The organism is Pseudomonas sp. TYF_14 (assembly GCF_043105275.1).
GTDB classification, from domain to species: Bacteria; Pseudomonadota; Gammaproteobacteria; order Pseudomonadales; family Pseudomonadaceae; genus Aquipseudomonas; species Aquipseudomonas alloputida.
Genome location: NZ_JBICLK010000032.1, coordinates 275,593 through 292,922 on the forward strand (window position 1 = coordinate 275,593; position 17,330 = coordinate 292,922).

The 17,330-nt window shown below is 62.8% G+C and carries 19 protein-coding genes; 7 read left to right on the forward strand and 12 right to left on the reverse strand.

Going from position 1 to position 17,330, the window contains the following annotated elements:
- Positions 1-33 precede the first annotated feature (33 nt).
- The gene (locus tag ACF8O8_RS10360) at positions 34-1,380 is read left to right on the forward strand and encodes a nodulation protein NfeD (protein WP_392509634.1); all 1,347 of its coding nucleotides are present in this window, start codon (positions 34-36) and stop codon (positions 1,378-1,380) included.
- A gap of 2 nt (positions 1,381-1,382) precedes the next feature.
- Positions 1,383-2,135, forward strand: coding sequence for a slipin family protein (locus ACF8O8_RS10365; RefSeq protein ID WP_392509635.1), 753 nt, complete (start codon positions 1,383-1,385; stop codon positions 2,133-2,135).
- Between the two features lie 48 nt (positions 2,136-2,183).
- Here the strand turns inward: ACF8O8_RS10365 and ACF8O8_RS10370 are convergent, their stop codons facing one another.
- The 3 genes from ACF8O8_RS10370 to ACF8O8_RS10380 all read right to left on the reverse strand — a co-directional run bounded on the left by ACF8O8_RS10370 (position 2,184) and on the right by ACF8O8_RS10380 (position 5,413).
- Positions 2,184-2,816: a LysE family transporter gene (locus ACF8O8_RS10370; RefSeq protein ID WP_010951582.1), complete on the reverse strand. Its 633-nt coding sequence runs from the start codon at positions 2,814-2,816 to the stop codon at positions 2,184-2,186.
- A gap of 99 nt (positions 2,817-2,915) precedes the next feature.
- Positions 2,916-3,503, reverse strand: coding sequence for a mechanosensitive ion channel family protein (locus ACF8O8_RS10375; protein ID WP_010951581.1), 588 nt, complete (start codon positions 3,501-3,503; stop codon positions 2,916-2,918).
- On the reverse strand, positions 3,503-5,413 hold the full coding sequence (locus tag ACF8O8_RS10380; protein ID WP_010951580.1) for an ATP-binding cassette domain-containing protein: 1,911 nt from the start codon (positions 5,411-5,413) through the stop codon (positions 3,503-3,505). The genes ACF8O8_RS10375 and ACF8O8_RS10380 overlap by 1 nt, the downstream gene beginning before the upstream one ends.
- A 50-nt stretch (positions 5,414-5,463) precedes the next feature.
- Between ACF8O8_RS10380 and ACF8O8_RS10385 the strand changes: the two genes are divergently transcribed.
- Positions 5,464-5,943: a TIGR02444 family protein gene (locus ACF8O8_RS10385; RefSeq protein ID WP_392509636.1), complete on the forward strand. Its 480-nt coding sequence runs from the start codon at positions 5,464-5,466 to the stop codon at positions 5,941-5,943.
- Here ACF8O8_RS10385 and ACF8O8_RS10390 read toward each other — a convergent pair.
- Positions 5,922-6,872, reverse strand: coding sequence for an AlgP family protein (locus ACF8O8_RS10390; RefSeq protein ID WP_392509637.1), 951 nt, complete (start codon positions 6,870-6,872; stop codon positions 5,922-5,924). The genes ACF8O8_RS10385 and ACF8O8_RS10390 overlap by 22 nt on opposite strands.
- Positions 6,873-7,050: 178 nt before the next feature.
- Between ACF8O8_RS10390 and ACF8O8_RS10395 the strand changes: the two genes are divergently transcribed.
- A complete protein-coding gene (locus tag ACF8O8_RS10395) occupies positions 7,051-7,689 on the forward strand; it encodes an FKBP-type peptidyl-prolyl cis-trans isomerase (protein ID WP_392509638.1) in 639 nt (212 codons plus the stop codon).
- An 8-nt stretch (positions 7,690-7,697) separates the two neighbouring features.
- On the opposite strand, the gene ACF8O8_RS10400 is transcribed toward ACF8O8_RS10395, so the two are convergent.
- The 7 genes from ACF8O8_RS10400 to ACF8O8_RS10430 all read right to left on the reverse strand — a co-directional run bounded on the left by ACF8O8_RS10400 (position 7,698) and on the right by ACF8O8_RS10430 (position 14,077).
- Positions 7,698-8,168, reverse strand: coding sequence for an Rsd/AlgQ family anti-sigma factor (locus tag ACF8O8_RS10400; RefSeq protein ID WP_020193160.1), 471 nt, complete (start codon positions 8,166-8,168; stop codon positions 7,698-7,700).
- Between the two features lie 231 nt (positions 8,169-8,399).
- Complete coding sequence (locus tag ACF8O8_RS10405; RefSeq protein WP_392509644.1) at positions 8,400-8,906, reverse strand: disulfide bond formation protein B; 507 nt, start codon at positions 8,904-8,906, stop codon at positions 8,400-8,402.
- A gap of 222 nt (positions 8,907-9,128) precedes the next feature.
- Positions 9,129-10,367, reverse strand: a complete 1,239-nt coding sequence (locus ACF8O8_RS10410; protein ID WP_020193158.1) for a heme biosynthesis protein HemY — start codon at positions 10,365-10,367, stop codon at positions 9,129-9,131.
- Entirely contained in the window at positions 10,364-11,464 is a 1,101-nt protein-coding gene (locus ACF8O8_RS10415) for a uroporphyrinogen-III C-methyltransferase (RefSeq protein WP_198747267.1), read from the reverse strand. The genes ACF8O8_RS10410 and ACF8O8_RS10415 overlap by 4 nt, the downstream gene beginning before the upstream one ends.
- Before the next feature lie 45 nt (positions 11,465-11,509).
- Positions 11,510-12,277, reverse strand: a complete 768-nt coding sequence (locus ACF8O8_RS10420) for a uroporphyrinogen-III synthase (RefSeq protein ID WP_392509639.1) — start codon at positions 12,275-12,277, stop codon at positions 11,510-11,512.
- Positions 12,274-13,215, reverse strand: coding sequence for a hydroxymethylbilane synthase (gene hemC / locus ACF8O8_RS10425; RefSeq protein ID WP_003255895.1), 942 nt, complete (start codon positions 13,213-13,215; stop codon positions 12,274-12,276). Before hemC ends, ACF8O8_RS10420 begins: the two co-directional genes overlap by 4 nt.
- 118 nt (positions 13,216-13,333) lie before the next feature.
- Entirely contained in the window at positions 13,334-14,077 is a 744-nt protein-coding gene (locus ACF8O8_RS10430) for a LytTR family DNA-binding domain-containing protein (protein ID WP_010951571.1), read from the reverse strand.
- Between the two features lie 297 nt (positions 14,078-14,374).
- Between ACF8O8_RS10430 and argH the strand changes: the two genes are divergently transcribed.
- Positions 14,375-15,769 (forward strand): argininosuccinate lyase, encoded by a 1,395-nt coding sequence (gene argH / locus ACF8O8_RS10435; RefSeq protein WP_049588037.1) that lies wholly within the window; start codon positions 14,375-14,377, stop codon positions 15,767-15,769.
- 124 nt (positions 15,770-15,893) lie between these two features.
- Here argH and ACF8O8_RS10440 read toward each other — a convergent pair whose 3' ends face one another.
- Positions 15,894-16,556, reverse strand: coding sequence for a glutathione S-transferase (locus ACF8O8_RS10440; protein WP_179052529.1), 663 nt, complete (start codon positions 16,554-16,556; stop codon positions 15,894-15,896).
- 148 nt (positions 16,557-16,704) lie between these two features.
- Between ACF8O8_RS10440 and ACF8O8_RS10445 the strand changes: the two genes are divergently transcribed.
- The gene (locus tag ACF8O8_RS10445; protein ID WP_010951568.1) at positions 16,705-17,007 is read left to right on the forward strand and encodes a hypothetical protein; all 303 of its coding nucleotides are present in this window, start codon (positions 16,705-16,707) and stop codon (positions 17,005-17,007) included.
- 69 nt (positions 17,008-17,076) lie between these two features.
- Positions 17,077-17,322, forward strand: coding sequence for a TIGR02647 family protein (locus ACF8O8_RS10450; RefSeq protein ID WP_003255900.1), 246 nt, complete (start codon positions 17,077-17,079; stop codon positions 17,320-17,322).
- Positions 17,323-17,330 lie beyond the last annotated feature (8 nt).

A 17,330-nucleotide genomic window follows, 5' to 3' on the forward strand; every position in this document is an offset into this window, starting at 1 on the left:
CTTGTGAAATACGCGCAAATGAGGTGACGACAGGTGATCGCCCGCTGCTGGCGCTGGCTATTGCTGCTGTTGTTGCTTGGCATCACGCCAGGTGGCCAGGCAGCGCCCGGCGCGGTGTGGGTGCTGAACATCGACGACGCCATCGGCCCGGCCAGCGCCGACTACCTGGTGCGCAGCCTCAGCCAGGCCCAGGCGCAAGGCGCGCAACTGGTGGTTATCCGCATGGATACCCCGGGCGGGCTGGACAGCGCCATGCGCCAGATGATCAAGGCAATTCTCGCCAGCCCTGTACCGGTCGCCAGCTACGTTGCCCCCAGCGGAGCCCGCGCCGCCAGCGCCGGCACCTATATTCTCTACGCCAGCCATGTCGCGGCGATGGCGCCCGGAACCAATCTGGGAGCTGCCACGCCGGTGCGGATCGGCGGTGCGCCTGGCACGCCCAGTGACGACAAAGCCAAAAGCGGCGACGATGAAACCCTCGCACGCAAACAGGTCAACGACGCCGCCGCCTACATCCGTGGCCTGGCGCAGATGCGCGGCCGCAACGCCGACTGGGCGGAGAAGGCAGTGCGCGAGGCGGTCAGCCTGTCCGCCAGCGAGGCCTTGCGCCTGAACGTGATCGATCAGGTGGCCGATGACCTGCCTGACCTGCTGCGCAAGCTCGACGGCAAAACGCTTCAGGTGGCCGGCCAACCACGGCAGTTGCAGACCGCAGGCGCCAGCATGGTCGAGCATCTGCCGGACTGGCGCACACGGTTTCTGGCGGTCATCACCAACCCCAGCGTAGCGCTGATCCTGATCATGATCGGCGTTTACGGCCTGTTGTTCGAATTCATGAACCCAGGTTCTGCGGTGGGCGGTGTGGTCGGTGGTATCTGCCTGCTGCTGGCGCTGTATGCGCTGCAGCTGTTGCCGGTGAGTTTTGCCGGGGTGGCGCTGATCCTGCTTGGCATCACCTTCATGATCGCCGAAGCCTTCTTGCCCAGTTTCGGCGTGGTCGGCTTCGGCGGCATCGTTGCCTTTGTGGTCGGCGCGTTGATTCTGATCGACACCGACGCCCCCGGTTTCGGCATCCCCCTGGCCTTGATCGGCACCTTGGCGCTGCTCTCGGCACTCCTGATCGGTGGCGTGCTGGGCATGGCTCTCAAGGCCCGGCAACGGGCGCTGGTCAGTGGCGACGCCGGCCTGGTCGGCAGCCTGGTCACCGTCACCCAGGTGATGGCAAGCGACCCCTTCTGTGGTGTCGTGCTGGCTCAGGGCGAGCCATGGCAAGCGCGGTGCGCAACGCCGCTGCAAACTGGCCAGAACGTACGGGTGACCGCGCGCCATGGCGTGATGCTGGAAGTGAGCGCCGCCGCCCCAGCGACGCAAGGAGAATGACCATGTTCATGCAAGTCGGTTTCGGCGCTGTGCTGATCGTGCTGGCCATGCTGGTGCTGTCGGCGTTTCGCATCCTGCGCGAATACGAGCGGGGCGTGGTGTTCCAGCTGGGGCGCTTCTGGCAGGTCAAAGGGCCAGGGCTGATCCTGTTGATCCCGGTGATCCAGCAAATGGTACGGGTCGACCTGCGTACGGTGGTACTGGATGTACCGCCGCAGGATGTGATCACCCGCGACAACGTTTCGGTCAAGGTCAACGCAGTGTTGTACTTTCGCGTGCTCGACCCGCAGAAAGCGATCATTCAGGTCGAGGATTTTCTGGTGGCGACCAGCCAGCTGGCCCAGACGACCCTGCGTGCGGTGCTGGGCAAGCACGAACTGGATGAGCTGCTGGCAGAACGCGAGCAACTGAACCTGGACATCCGCCAGGTACTGGATGCGCAGACGGATGCCTGGGGCATCAAGGTGGCCAACGTCGAGATCAAGCACGTTGACCTGAACGAGTCGATGGTACGCGCCATCGCCCGCCAGGCCGAGGCCGAGCGCGAACGTCGGGCCAAGGTGATTCATGCCGAGGGTGAACTGCAGGCGTCGGAGAAACTGATGCAAGCCGCGCAAATGCTGAGCAAGGAACCGGGGGCGATGCAGTTGCGCTATATGCAGACACTGGGGACGATTGCCGGGGACAAGAGCTCGACCATCGTCTTCCCGCTGCCGATAGATCTGCTGAAGGGGTTGGTGGACAAGCAGAAATAGTGATGGGCCAATCGCGGGTTTGCCCGCGAATGGCCTGTATGCGGTCTGTCAGACCGGCGCGCGGCGCAAGGTCGCCAGGAAGGTGGCTGCACCAATGAACAACCCGGCAAAGGTGCGGTTCAAACGCTTCTGCTGTTTGGGCGTGCGCAGCATGCGCAACACATGCGAAGCCAACCCGGTGTATCCCGCCATCACCAGCAGGTCGACCGTGACCATGGTCACGGTGATCGCCACATATTGCGGCAGCAGCGGCGCATGGGGATTGAGGAACTGCGGCAGCACCGCCAGCATGAACACCAGCGCCTTGGGGTTGCTGATGTTGACCAGGAAACCACGGAACACCAGGCTCAGCGGCTTGCCGATCGGGCGCACGCCTGATTCATCGCTCATGTCCATCGGCAGGGCACGCCACTGCTTGTAGGCCAGGTACACAAGGTAGCCGACGCCAAACCACTTGATGACCTGGAACGCCGTGGCCGAGGCAGCCAGGACGGCACCGACGCCGGCGGCGATGATGGCGATCTGCATGATCAGGCCCAGCTGCAGGCCCAGGGCGTTCCAGTAACCACGCCAGAAGCCGTATTGCAGGCCGCTGGACATCGAGGCAATTGCCCCGGCACCGGGTGAAAGGCTGATCACCCAGCAGGCGGCAAAAAAGCCTAACCATACTTCCATCGACATCACACACCTCGCTCGAACATTTGTTGCAAAACGTTAAGCTAAGGTCTTGGCGAAAAAATAACCAGTGATTTCTGATGGATTTGTGTGGCCAGTGCAGGCTCAGTCCGCTTCGGCAGCTGTTTCTTTGTGCAGGGCCTGTACCTCGGCCCCGCGCCAGCGCCGCACGGACTTCTGGAAGAACTGACTATTGGGCACCTGCACCAGCGCCCCGCCCGCTTCGGGCACTTCCAGCAGGGTGGTGAACAGCAGGTTGATAGCGATCACCCGGCCTTTCACGCCTGGCTTGTCGAGGGTGTCGACCAGCTCGACCACATCGCCGATGCGAAACGGCCCGACCGTGAAGATCAAAACCGCGCACAACAGGTTGGACAGCACGCTCCACATGGCGAAGAAGGCCACCGCCGCTACCGCTACGAAGCCGGAAAGTGCTGTCCACAACACGGTTGCCGAAACACCCATGCGCTCCAGCACGAACAGCAGCGCGCTGCCCATGATCAGCCAGCGCAGGCCGCCGCGCACGGGCACCAGCAGCTCCGGCGGTAACGGGTAACGCTGGCCCAGGCGGCTCAGCCCGCGGGCGACGATACGTTGCAGGATGAACGCCGCTGCCAGGATCAAGAGGATCTGCAAACCCAGCCAGAAGGTGTCCATCCATTGCCCTGGCAGCAGCGAACGCAGTTCCTCCATCAGGACAACGCCTCGAGTTCGGCCTGCATGCTTTCAAGGGTTTCCAGCGCTTCCATCCAGGCCTCTTCCAGCTCGCCTTCGCGTTGCTTGAGCTTGGTCTGCCGCGCCAGCAGGTCGCGCAACTCGTCCTTGCGCGCCGCATCGTAAAGGCCACCATCACCCAGCGCGGTCTCGATCTCGGCCAATTGCGCGTGCACCTGGTTGAGCTCGGTTTCCAGCTTGTCGGCAGCCTTCTTGTGCGGTGCCAACTGCTGACGCAAGGCTGCGGCAGCCTGGCGCTGGGCTTTCTTGTCGGTCTTGTCCGGGTTGGCCGGTGCAGTACTGGCCGGCGCACTGCGCTGGCGGTACTCGACCAGCCAGCGGCTGTAGTCCTCCAGGTCACCGTCGAAGGTGTCGACCTTGCCGTCGGCCACCAGCAGGAAGTCGTCCGTGGTGCTCTTGAGCAAATGACGGTCGTGGGACACCACCACCACTGCACCGGCAAACTCCTGCAAGGCCATGGTCAGCGCCAGACGCATTTCCAGATCGAGGTGGTTGGTCGGTTCGTCGAGCAGCAGCAGGTTTGGCCGCTCCCAGGCAATCAGCGCGAGTGCCAGGCGGGCCTTTTCGCCACCGGAGAAGTTAACCACCGGCTCGTCGCAGCGGGCACCATGGAAGTCGAAGCCGCCAAGGAAGTCGCGCAGCGTCTGCTCACGCTCGGTAGGGGCGATGCGCTGCAAGTGCAGCAGGGGGCTGGCCTTGTCGTCCAGCGAGTCCAGCTGGTGCTGGGCAAAGTAGCCTACCGCCAGGTTCTCGCCACGAACCAGGCGGCCCGACAACGGCTCCAGCTCACCTGCAAGGTTCTTGATCAGGGTCGACTTGCCGGCGCCGTTGGGCCCGAGCAGACCAATACGAGCACCCGGGGTCAGCTGCAGCTTGACCTTGTCGAGGATGGCCTTGTCGCCATAACCGAGGCGACCTTCGGAAAGGCTCAGCAACGGGCTGGAAATTTTCTGCGATTCACGGAAGACAAAGTCGAACGGTGAATCGACATGCGCTGCCGACAGCTCTTCCATGCGCTCCAGGGCCTTGATCCGGCTTTGCGCCTGGCGGGCCTTGGTGGCTTGCGCCTTGAAGCGGGCAATGTACTTCTCCATGTGCGCGCGCTGCGCCTGCTGCTTCTCGTAGGCCTGCTGCTGCTGCGCCAGGCGCTCGGCACGGGTGCGCTCAAAGGCGGTGTAGCCGCCTTTGTACAAGTTGAGCTTGCGCTGCTCGACGTGCAGCACATGGTCGACCACGGCATCGAGGAAGTCACGGTCGTGGGAGATCAGCAACAACGTGCCGGGGTAGCCCTTGAGCCAGTCTTCCAGCCACAGGATCGCGTCGAGGTCGAGGTGGTTGGTGGGCTCGTCGAGCAGCAACAGGTCGGACGGGCACATCAGTGCCTGGGCCAGGTTCAGGCGCATCCGCCAGCCACCAGAGAAATCGCCGACACGGCGGTCCATCTGTTCGTTGGTGAAGCCCAGCCCAGCCAGCAACTTGCGCGCACGGGCGTCGGCGGTATAGCCGTCGGCGCTTTCCAGCTCACTGTGCAGGCGCGCCAGGGCGGTGCCGTCGTGGGCCTGCTCGGCCGCGGCCAGTTCGGCCTGGACCTTGCGCAGGCGTACGTCGCCGTCAAGCACATAGTCCACAGCCAGGCGGTCGAGGGTGTCGACCTCTTGGCGCATGTGGGCGATGCGCCAGTCACCGGGCAGTTGGCAGTCACCGGCATCGGGCGACAGCTCACCGCGCAGCAAGGCGAACAGGCTGGATTTTCCGGCGCCGTTGGCGCCGATCAGGCCGGCCTTGTGACCGGCGTGCAGGGTCATCTCGGCGCCTTCTAGCAAGCGCTGCGGACCACGCTGTAAAGTGAGGTTGGATAGTCTGATCATGATGGTCGCGGAGTCTACCAGCTTCCTCGGCCCATAGCGCGAGTGGAACCATGCACACCGACCTGTGGAATTACGCCCTTGCCCTGTATGCCAGGCCCGGCGTGGAAGCCGCCTGCCTTGAACTGCAGGCACTGGGCGGCGATGTCTGCCTGCTGCTGTGCGCGACCTGGCTGCAAGCACGTGGTGTGGCCGTACTGGACGAACGCGCGCAAGCACTGCAGGAACTTGCCGAGCCCTGGCAGCGTGACGTGGTCGCCCCGCTGCGCAGCCTGCGCCAGCAATGGCGAGCCACAGCATCGGGTGATACACAACTGGCGGCATTACGTGAGCAGGTGAAGGGGTTGGAGTTGCAGGCTGAAAAAGCCTTGCTGGAGCGGTTGCAGGAACGCTCGCAACAGTGGCCCGTGGGCTCCCATGAGCCCGCGGGCGACTGGCTGGCCCGGCTGGCACCGGACCAGGCTCTGCATCATGACGCGCTAGTTCAGTTGCGCGTCGCAGCGGCTGCGCTTCAGGACGCCGAAGGTGCCTGAGCCGGAGTACTCACAGGTGCCGACGGTGCAGCAGCAGCCGGGCTCACCGAGTTGGTTGTGGCCGCCGGTGGTGTAGCGGGCTTGGCTTCAGCAGGCTTAGCAGCGGGTTTGGCGGCCGTGCGTGCAGGTGCCTTGGCGGCAGCTGGTTTTGCGGCTGGCTTGGCAGCAGGGGCTTTGGCAGCTGGCTTGGCCGCAGGTTTGGCGGCAGCGGTCGCCTTGGTAGCCGGTTTGGCTGCAGGCTTGGCAGCAGCGGTCGCCTTGGCCGCCGGTTTGGCCGCAGGCTTGGCGGCAGCGGTCGCCTTGGCAGCCGGTTTGGCCGCAGGTTTGGCGGCAGCGGTCGCCTTGGCCGCCGGTTTGGCCGCAGGCTTGGCGGCAGCGGTCGCCTTGGCAGCCGGTTTGGCAGCAGGCTTGGCGGCAGCGGTCGCCTTGGCAGCTGGTTTGGCCGCCGGCTTGGCAGCAGCGGTCGCCTTGGCAGCCGGTTTGGCCGCAGGCTTGGCGGCAGCGGTTGCCTTGGCAGCCGGTTTGGCCGCACGTTGATCAAGGGCCTTGGCTGCAGCTTCGCGTACCTTGCCTACACCCTGAGCCAGCTTGAGGCTGTCCTGAGCATCGCGTTTGAGTTGCTGAATGTAAGAGCGCGTCTGGGTTTGACGCTCCTTGAGAGACTCGAGCAGCTCTTCAAGTTCACCGATGGCTTTTTGCGCCTTGCTTTGCGCCTTGGCTTTACCTGCCTTGGCCGCGTCTTGCAGTTTCAGGCGACCGTTGTGCAATTTTTCCTGCGCCTTGCCACGCTGCTTTTCCAACTTCGCCAGCAGTTTTTCCGCATCAGCCAGCGCTTGCGAGCAGGCCTCTTCCAAGTGTTCGAGCAAGCTGCCCGAAAGTTGCTGGAGCAGGTGTAACGGCGTACTTACTGGCTTCTTTTTGGCCGACATGGTTTACCTCCTGGCTGACGAGATTGCGGCTCATACTATGCTTCTGCTGCTACCGCCGCTAGGGCATGTTGACCGTAATGTTTACGCCGCGTTGCATGCCTGGGCAAAGTTGTTATCTTGCAGCTGCGTGAAAGTGTAGTTGCTGAATTAATCATTGCTGGTATTTGGGAGTCAGGCGTTGCCTCGATATCTTGTTTTAGGCTTATGCCTGATGGCACCCCTCGCCTTGGCCGACAACGACGACCACGATTTGGCCTACAGCCTGGGTGCCAGCCTGGGTGAGCGCCTGCGCCAGGAGATGCCTGGTTTGCAACTGGACGCACTGGTCGAAGGCCTGAAGCAGTCCTATCAGGGGCAACCCCTGAAACTCGACAAGGCACGCATGCAGGCGGTGCTGCAGCAGCATGAAACCCAGGAAGGCGACGCCGCTGTGCAAAAGCTGCAGGCCGCCGAAACGCGTTTCATGGCTAATGAACGTGGGCGTTATGGGGTGCACGAACTAACGGAAGGTGTGCTGTACAGCGAATTGCAACCAGGCACGGGTATACAGCCGAAAGCGGGCGGCAAAGTGCAGGTGCGCTATGTGGGCAGATTGCCGGACGGCTCAATATTCGACCAGAACCAGACCCCCCAATGGTTCAACCTGGATTCGGTTATCGAAGGCTGGCAGGTCGCCTTGCCGAAAATGCACACCGGCGCCAAATGGCGCCTGGTAATTCCTTCAGCGCAAGCCTATGGCGCCGAGGGGGCGGGAGACCTGATTGCACCCTACACCCCCTTGGTATTCGAGATCGAACTGCTGGCGGTTGGCGACTGACGCCAACCTCAGGCCTGCACTGCACCCTCTTCCTTGTGTGCGTTGTGCAGCACTTCGATCAGGCAGTCTTCAAGCTCGAAGCGCTCATGCAACAACCCGCCCAATTTGGCCAGCTTCTCGGCAAAGCGTTCGGTGTCCTTGCACTCCCCCTTGGTGCAATGGTCATTGAAGGCCAGTGCGATCTGAGTACTGTCGTTGATCCGTGGGTTGATCTCTTCGGCCAGTTTCAGCGCCTTCTTGTCTCCGAACGCCTTGGCCTCGCTGACCAGTTGCTCGCAGACTTCGAAGTGCCACGCCGAAACGTAGTCGACCAGAAGGGTGCAAAAGTCCCCGTTGGTGTCCTTGTCGGCGAAGGCTGGCCTCACATCGCGCAGGGCGCGAAAAGCCTGCACCAGTTCCTGGCGCTCCTCCAGCCAACGGTCGATCAGCTTGTGAACCCCACCCCAGCGTTCCTGGGCGTTCTGACAACTATCGAGCATGGCGATCTCTTCCCTTCTGGGTAGATGCCGCTGCACCTCGCACCACGACCGCGCAGCACAAAGGTGACATCAGCAGGACGGCATCGAGCAGTTGTTTTTCCGGTATGCGTGCTGGGAGATTATTCCCGCGCGTGCTGCCCTTCAAGGTACGCAGCACACAAAGTTCATACAAGTGTTTAATACCCTGTTACATCACCATTGGTCGCGCTAATGGCACAACCTTGCGCCAGGTCATGTTCTTGCCAAGGTGCGGAAACGATACGCCAGCAGGCAACTCAAGGGCAGCACCGCCAGCAGCAGGAAGGCCAACAGGCTCCATTCCGGCAGTGTCAGATCGAGAAAACTCCAGGCAAGCGAACGGCAATCCGGGCCACCCAGCAGCAGTTGCCGTGCCGCCTCACTCCAGGATTGCTCGAACACTCGCCCGATCGGCACCGGACATACCTCATTGACCCCCTCAGCCCCCTGCAACCAGACATGCCGTGCTGCCAGCAAAGCGCCGGCCAGCGAGCAGCCCAGCGCCAGCCGAGCATAACGAAGGACGCCCCGCGTGCCCGGCGCCTGCAGCACGGCTGCGAAACACAGGAGCGCGTACCCGCCAAGCAGCAACCGTTGGCTGAGGCACAATGGGCACGGCATCAGCCCCACTGTGTTTTCCAGACGGAAAGACGCAACCAGTACTGCCAGTGCGACCAGGCAGGCAGGAAGAAAAAAGGTGCGCAAACGGGCCGGCAGCATGGGCGGTGAAGGTCCCGGGGAAAAAGTAGTGGCTTGAAACGGTAGAGGAAAGACACGCTTTGTTTCAAGGCACGACAGCAACGACAAGTCACTGAATCGCGTAGGAAATTTCCAGATATGCCGTAGGAGGCGACGGAAGAAATAGGCTTCAGATCAAACTGACAGCGAAAGATAAATTACCTGCCCCCAATGCCCGCACCTTTGCGCGGGCCTTGGGGTAGGTCAGGCGCGCACGCCTTCTGGCAAAGGCAGCGCCAGCAGGCGCTCGTCCAGCAGGCCAAGGCCCTCCTGGAACAGCTGATTGCTGCGCTCCGTCTCGCCCAGCCCCGCGAGCAGGCGGGCCAGCTCTGCACAGGCCTCGGGGTTGCGCTCCATGCGCAGGCTGCTTTCCAGGTAGTCACGCGCCTTGCCCCACAAGCGGTTCTGCAGGCTAAGACGGCCCAGGGTCAGCAGCAGGCTGGCGTCTTGCGGGTGAGCCTTGAGCCAACCTTCAGCGGTTTGCAACTGACGTACCGGGTCATCACCACGCACCAGCCCGTAAAGGCGGGCCAGGTGGCTTTCGTAGTCGCGCTTGAGGGCCGTGCGCAGCACCTGTTCGGCCTCGTTCTGGGCACCTACCTGGCGCAATTGCTCGGCGTACGCCAGCACCAGTTGCGGCTCCTGGCGCTGGGCTGCGGTCAGCTGCTGCCAGGCGCGCTCCAAGGATTGACGTGCACTGAGCGCATCTTCGCCACGGGTGGTCGCCAGGCTCAGATTCTGGCCCCAGGCGCGTTGTTCCAGAGCAGCCAGCTCGGCGGGCGGCAGCACCTTGCCCTTGCGCAGGTCGGGCAGCAGGCGGATCAGTGCAGACCAGTCGCCGCGCTCCACGTACAGGCGTTGCAGCAAGCGCAGCACCTGGCCGTTGTGCGGGTGGCGTTCCTGCATGGCCAGCAGGGTTTCCAGGGCCCCATCGTTTTCGCCACGGTCCATTTGCAACTGGGCATGGGTCAGGGCAATGGCCAGCTCCGCTTGCGGCTGGCGCTCCAGGGCACGCTCCAGCAGGTTGTCGCTGTCTTCGGTACGGCCTTGCTCGTTGGCAGCACGCGCGGCACCAAGGTAGTACAGCAACGGTTGGCGCTCCGCCTCGGCGGCACGGTGCAAGTGCCGTTGGGCACTGGCCCAGCGGCCTTCGGCAAGATCGAGCTGGCCCTGTTCGATCGCCAGGCGGATACGTCGGCTGCGGTTACGCCGTGACCATGGGTTGACCACACCACTGGAAGTCAGCACCAGGCCGACCAGATAGCGCAGCAACCACAGCAGCAGGACGACCGCCAAAATACCCGCCAAGGCTGCCCACAGCCCCGACTGATAACGGAAGCCACCATAGGAAATCAGTACATAGCCGCTGTGCTTGGCAACCGCGATGCCCAGTGCCGCAGCAACCACGATCGCAAGCACGGCCAACAGGTAGACACGCTTCATGGCTTGCCCCCTTCAGCCTCGGCCGGCAGGTGACGGCGCTGAATATAGGCCTGCACTGCCGCCAGGCTTTCACTAAGGTCAGGGGTAACCACCGACACCGGCTGATCGGCCAAGGCATTAAGGCTGTCGAGCATGGCCTTGCTTTGCGGGTTGTCTGCGTTGAAGTTGGCCAGCAGTACGCTGCGGGCGTCGTCCAGCGCCTGGGTGTAAACCTTGGCATCACCATTGAGCGCCGCCCACTGGGCCTGCTCGATAGTCAGGCTCAGGGCCAGACGCAGCTGGTTCAGTTGCTGCCCTGCCAGCAACGGACGCACGTTTTCATCGGCATTGAAGTCGATCTGGAAGTACTTGGATATTTCTGCCCACCACTGCGACAGCCTGCTGGCACCATCACCGTCGGCGGTCAGGGCGCCAAGCGCATCGGCGTTACTGTCGAACTCGGGGGACTGGGCGCTCAGCTGCTGTACCAGCTCACGCTGCGCAGCCAGTTTCAAGAACAGGCCAGTACGGTCCGGTTGCTGAGTGCTGTTGAGCGTGGCCAGGCTGCGGGCCAGTTGCTCGCGGGCGGCGAAGGCACCCGGGTCGCTCTGCTCGCGCAGGATCTCGTCGGCGCCTTCGACCAGGGCTTTGGCACTGGTGATGTCCTGCAACGCCGAAAGGCGCAGGGTAGCCAGCCGCAGGAGGTGCTCGGCTTCGGCCAGGCGCCACTCTTTGCGGCTTTCTCCCAGCACGGTTTCCAGGCGCTGGCTGAGACGCTGCTGGTCGCCCTGCAACTGGGCTACCAAACGCCGGCGGTCTTCCAGCTCGCTGGCGGCTGGCAGACTGGCCAGTTGCGCACTGATCTGCTGTTCACGTTGCTGCAGCGCCTCGGCGCGCTGGCTCAGCGCCTCGATGTGCTGGCCCTGGTTGAACTCACTGCCCTGCAGTTGACGCACCTGCCAGACACCCCAGCCACCTACCGCCACCCCGGCCGCACCAAGCAGCAAGGCCAGCGCTGCCAGGCCACTGCCGGAGCGCTTGGCAGGTGGGGTGGTAACGGGTTCCGCAGGCGCCTGCGCCGACGGTTTATCGTTATTGGACAAGACAGTCTCGCTCACGTATCCATCCTTTGCATGGGGGCGCACCGCATTCAGCTTAGCGCCTTAAGAGGCAGGTGCAGCGCTACGCTGCACGGCTGCCAGCAAGGCCGTGGCACTGGCGCCACGGCAATCCACAACCTGTTGGGCCCCTGCGGCCTTGGCCTGCTCGGCGACCCGCGGGCTGGGCACGAACAGCGGCAACTGGGCCAACCGCTGCCAATCGACACCGGCCATCTGCTGCAAATGTTCAAAACCCTGCCCACTGCTGACCACCAGGCCATTGAGGCGTTCCGCTTCAATGCGGCGCATCAGCGTACCCGCCGGGTAGGCCGGCAGGCAGCGACGATACAGTTCCAGATATTCGACACTAGCACCTTGCTCTGCAAGACGCTCTGCCAGCAGTTCGCGACCTCCGACGCCGCGAACGATCAAGACACGCGGTGCCGGCTCGGTAAGTGCCTGGCGCAGGGCCGGCAGTGCCAGCAAGGCTTCGCTGTCATCGCCACGCGGCGGAAAGCAAACCTTCAGCCCAGCACCCTGCAGCACACCAGCGGTTGCCTCACCCACGGTGAACCAGCCTCGCTGCGGTGGCCGGATGCTGGTCTCGGCCAGATGCTCAAGCAACAGCCGGGCGGCCGGCTTGCTGACCACAATGATCGCCTGGAAGTCATGCAAGCCTTCCAGCGACAGCCGCTGTGGGGCTTGCACGGTAATGGGTTCAATCTCCAGCAGGGGCAGGCAACTGCTGCCCACTCCCGCTGCCGCCAGGCTTTGCGCCAGCGCCGCGCAGTCCTCGGCAGGCCGGGTCAGCAACAGGCGCCATTGGCTCACGGGTGACCGGCCTCGCCGTAGACTTCCTTCAGAATGGCCTCGGCGCCCTGCCCCAGCAGGTCTTCGGCCACCTGTACGCCCAGGGCCTCGGCAGCGGCACGGGGTGCACGGGCATCGGCCACCAGCAAGGTCCCGCCGCTAGGCTGGCCCACCAGGCCACGCAGCCACAACTGATCACCTTCAAGAACCGCGTAGCAGGCGATCGGCACTTGGCAGCCACCATTCAGGCGTTTGTTCAGCGCGCGCTCGGCGATCACCCGGTCAGCGGTGTCGACATGGTGCAGTGGCGCCAGCAGTGCATGAATCTCAACGTCGGCACTGCGGCACTCGATGCCCACCGCACCCTGACCACCTGCCGGCAGGCTGTCATCGACGCTGATGGTGGAGGTGATGCGGTCTTCGAAGCCCAGACGGATCAGGCCCGCGGCGGCGAGGATGATGGCGTCGTACTCGCCGGCATCCAGTTTCGCCAGGCGGGTGTTGACGTTGCCGCGCAGAAAACGGATTTGCAGGTCCGGGCGGCGAGCCAGTAACTGGGCCTGACGGCGCAGGCTTGAGGTACCGACGATACTGCCGGCGGGCAGCGCTTCGAGGCTGTCAAAGGTATTGGAAACGAAGGCATCACGCGGGTCTTCACGCTCGCAGATGCAGTAGAGGCCCAGGCCCTCTGGGAAGTCCATGGGCACGTCTTTCATCGAGTGCACGGCGATGTCGGCTTCGTTGTCCAGCAGCGCGGTTTCCAGTTCCTTGACGAACAGCCCCTTACCGCCGATTTTTGCCAGCGGCGCGTCGAGCAACTTGTCACCGCGACTGACCATGGGTACCAGGGTCACCTGCAGACCGGTGTGGGCCTGCTCGAGGCGGGCCTTGACGTATTCGGCCTGCCACAGGGCCAAAGCACTTTTACGGGTGGCAATGCGGATTTCGCGAGTGGACATGAAACGCCCCGATCCAGAGAAATACCGTCGATCATAACAGCATCGCCGGTATCGCTTGCAGATACGGATCAACAGGTCATACGCAGTCAGGTACAGGTGCGGGCCGAGTCCAAGGGCCTCAGAGGGTCTGCATCATCTTGCGCACACCGGCCACATGGCGACGGCTGACGGTCAAGGCATCGCCGTCCAGGCCTTTCAGATACAGCTGAAAGTGACCCAGTGGGGTGCGCTGCAAGCGTTCGATGCGCTCGCGGGCGACCAACGCATTGCGATGGATGCGCACGAAGCGTTCGCCAAATTCGTCTTCCAGGGCTTTGAGTGGCTCGTCAAGCAGCACTTCACCGGCTTCGTGACGCAAGGTCACATACTTGTGGTCGGCAATGAAATAGATCACCTGGGGTAACGGGATCAGTTCGATGCCTTTGCGCGTGCGGGCGCTGATATGGCTGCGTGGGCCGCCGCCTTCATTGGCCGGCCGGGTAAGCGCCGCCAATTGGGCGCGGTTGGGTTTTTCGGCCTTGCGCAAGGCATCGCGCAAGGCGTGGGCCTGGAAGGGCTTGGTCACATGGCTGAGGGTACTGTCCTTGAATGCCTCTGCACCGTATTCATCATCCCCGGAGCAAAACACCACCGCGGGCGGCGCCTCGCGTTCGCACAGGCGAGCGGCAACCTGCAGGCCATCCAGGCCTGGCATGCCGATGTCCAGCAGGACCACATCGGGCTTGAGGCTTTCAATCAGCGCCAAGGCCTCATCGCCGTTGGTGGCGCTGGGCTCCAGCACAGTGTAACCCTCCAGTTCGCCGAGCAGCCGGGTGAGGCGTTCACGGCCTTGGGGTTCGTCATCAACGATCAGGACATTCATAATTGCGCTGGATTCCTGAATGAGTCTCGCACAGGTATAGCGTAGACAGGTGTGGTTCGAGCGACACTGCGGTCACGCTCTAGACCGGTGCGATGGCCAAAGATTCACTCGGCCCGGCAGATTCACTGCCAGTCCTTTGTCCAACTGTAGACGGTCCGTGGAACACTGCCGTTCATTCCTTGAAATCCTTCTCTGCGATTTTCCGGGCATTTCTCTCGACCGGCGCCCTGCGGCAGCCAGCCCAACCCTGCTATCATCGACGCCACTTTTTCGTTCACGCCTGCAATGAGTGAATCCATGAGCACCGAGAAGACCAATCAGTCCTGGGGCGGCCGCTTCAGTGAGCCCGTCGACGCCTTCGTCGCCCGTTTCACCGCCTCGGTAGATTTCGACAAGCGCCTGTACCGTCACGACATCATGGGTTCGATTGCCCATGCCACCATGCTGGCGCAGGTCGGCGTGCTCAGTGATGCCGAGCGCGACACCATCATCGATGGCCTGAAAACCATCCAGGGCGAGATTGAAGCCGGCAACTTCGACTGGCGTGTCGACCTCGAAGACGTGCACATGAACATCGAAGCACGCCTGACCGACCGCATCGGCATCACCGGCAAGAAGCTGCATACCGGGCGTAGCCGCAACGACCAGGTGGCCACCGACATCCGCCTTTGGCTGCGCGACGAAATCGACCTGATCCTGGGCGAAATCACCCGCCTGCAGCAGGGCCTGCTGGAGCAGGCAGAGCGTGAAGCCGAAACCATCATGCCTGGTTTCACCCACCTGCAGACGGCGCAGCCGGTCACCTTTGGCCACCACCTGCTGGCGTGGTTCGAAATGCTCAGCCGCGACTATGAGCGCCTGGTCGACTGCCGCAAGCGCACCAACCGCATGCCACTGGGCAGCGCCGCGCTGGCCGGCACCACCTACCCGATCGACCGTGAACTGACCTGCAAGCTGCTGGGCTTTGAAGCCGTGGCCGGCAACTCGCTGGATGGCGTGTCGGACCGTGATTTCGCCATCGAATTCTGCGCCGCTGCCAGCGTGGCGATGATGCACCTTTCGCGCTTCTCCGAAGAGCTGGTGCTGTGGACCAGCGCGCAGTTCCAGTTCATCGACCTTCCGGACCGCTTCTGCACTGGCAGCTCGATCATGCCGCAGAAAAAGAACCCGGACGTGCCAGAGCTGGTACGTGGCAAGAGCGGCCGCGTGTTCGGCGCCCTGACCGGCCTGCTGACCCTGATGAAAGGCCAACCGCTGGCCTACAACAAGGACAACCAGGAAGACAAGGAACCGCTGTTCGACGCCGCCGATACCCTGCGCGACTCGCTGCGGGCCTTCGCTGACATGATCCCGGCGATCAAGCCCAAGCACGCCATCATGCGTGAAGCGGCCCTGCGCGGTTTCTCCACCGCTACCGACCTGGCTGACTATCTGGTTCGCCGTGGCCTGCCGTTCCGTGACTGCCACGAGATCGTTGGCCACGCGGTGAAGTATGGTGTGGACACTGGCAAGGACCTGGCCGAGATGAGCCTGGACGAACTGCGCCAATTCAGCGACCAGATCGAGCAGGACGTGTTTGCCGTGCTGACGCTGGAAGGCTCGGTGAATGCGCGTGACCACATTGGTGGTACGGCGCCGGCGCAGGTGCGTGCTGCCGTCGTTCGTGGCAAGGCCCTGTTGGCGTCTCGCTAATCCCCCAAGGCGAGGGCTTCGCCCTCGTTCGCGGGCACGCCCGCTCCCACAGGTAATGCACAAGTTTCAAAAACGGTGCAGACCTGTGGGAGCGGGCATGCCCGCGAAGGGCTCAACACCAGACTCAGCGCTTGCCGCTGCGGATCATCTCCATGAAGGCCGGCATCGACGCTTCCTTGTCCGCCAAGATCCGCGGCATGTGCGGGTTCTCCCCCATCAGTTGCAGCAACGCCTTGGCCTGCGGGAAGTCCGCCAGGAAGTCGATGTTCAGCACCTTCTTGCCCACCGCGTTGGCCAGGTCGACCGAGAAGCAGAACATCAGGTCTGCCAGTGTCAGTTGCTCGCCCGCAACATAAGGTGCAAAGCGCCCGTTGCGCTTGAGCGTGGCAAACCCGGCCAGCAGGTCAGCACGCGCTTTCTCTTTGATCAGCGGTTCGACCGACATGCCAAAGAAGGACTCGGCGTAGCAGGTACGCGCAGGCAGCTCGATGTACAACTCGATTTCCTTGAGCAGCTCCCGCACCTTGGCTTGGCCGAACGGGTCGGCTGGCAGCAGTGCCTTGCCGCCCTGGGTCTGCTCGATATAGTCGAGGATCACACTGGTTTCGCTGAGGAAGCCATGCTCGGTTTCAAGCACCGGCACCTTGCCCCGTGGGCTCACTTCCAGCGCCTGTGGCGCCTGGCCGCCATAGAAGGTGACTTCCTCGAAAGGCAGGCCTTTTTCGAGCAGGGCCAGCTTGACCATGTTGTAGTAGTTGCTGACCGAGAATCCATAAAGCTTGAGCATGACGAAACAGCCTCCAGGCCGTAAGGGGTTGGCGTGGCCTTTATAGACTGAACACCTGCCACTGACCAGCGTCATGCACCCCGTCAATGCCCGGGCATTGCCGCCATAGCCATGGCACACTGTTGCATCCCATCCTAGGAGTACCGCGATGAGCGAGCCCACCGACATCGACAATGACGACGACGAAGCCTTCGCCGAGGCAACGCTGACCCAAGCCATCGAAAACCAGATCGAAAGCGGCGAGCCGCCTGCGGCCAAGGCCACGTTCAACAAGCTGACGCTGGTCGGCTATGAGCGTGAAGACATTCTGAACCTGATGGCCCATGTGCTGGCCTTCGAAATCGACAACATGCTGGTAGAGGACCGTGCGTTCAACGGTGAGTGGTATGAGAACGCTCTGCGGGCACTGCCGGAGCTGCCGCCTGAGATGGATCAAGGCGACGACGAATAACCCGGCTACACTCGAAGATCAGGCACCGTAGAATGTGCCGCAATCCTTGTCTGGAAGTCAGGAGTCGCCATGCCTTTTACCCCCGATTTGATCGACGAAATGGAAGTACTCGCGCTGTTCAAACACGACAGCAGCCAGGAAGGCATCAAGATAACCAGCACCGCATCCCCTGCCCTGATCGCGGCTGCGCAACGCCTGCATGAGAAGGGGCTGACCGATCAGCCGGATGGCGGCTACCTGACCAGCCTGGGTCATGACGCCGTTGAAAGTGTCCAATTGCTACAGAACATTCTCAAGGCGCCACAGCCGGCCTGAACATCAGG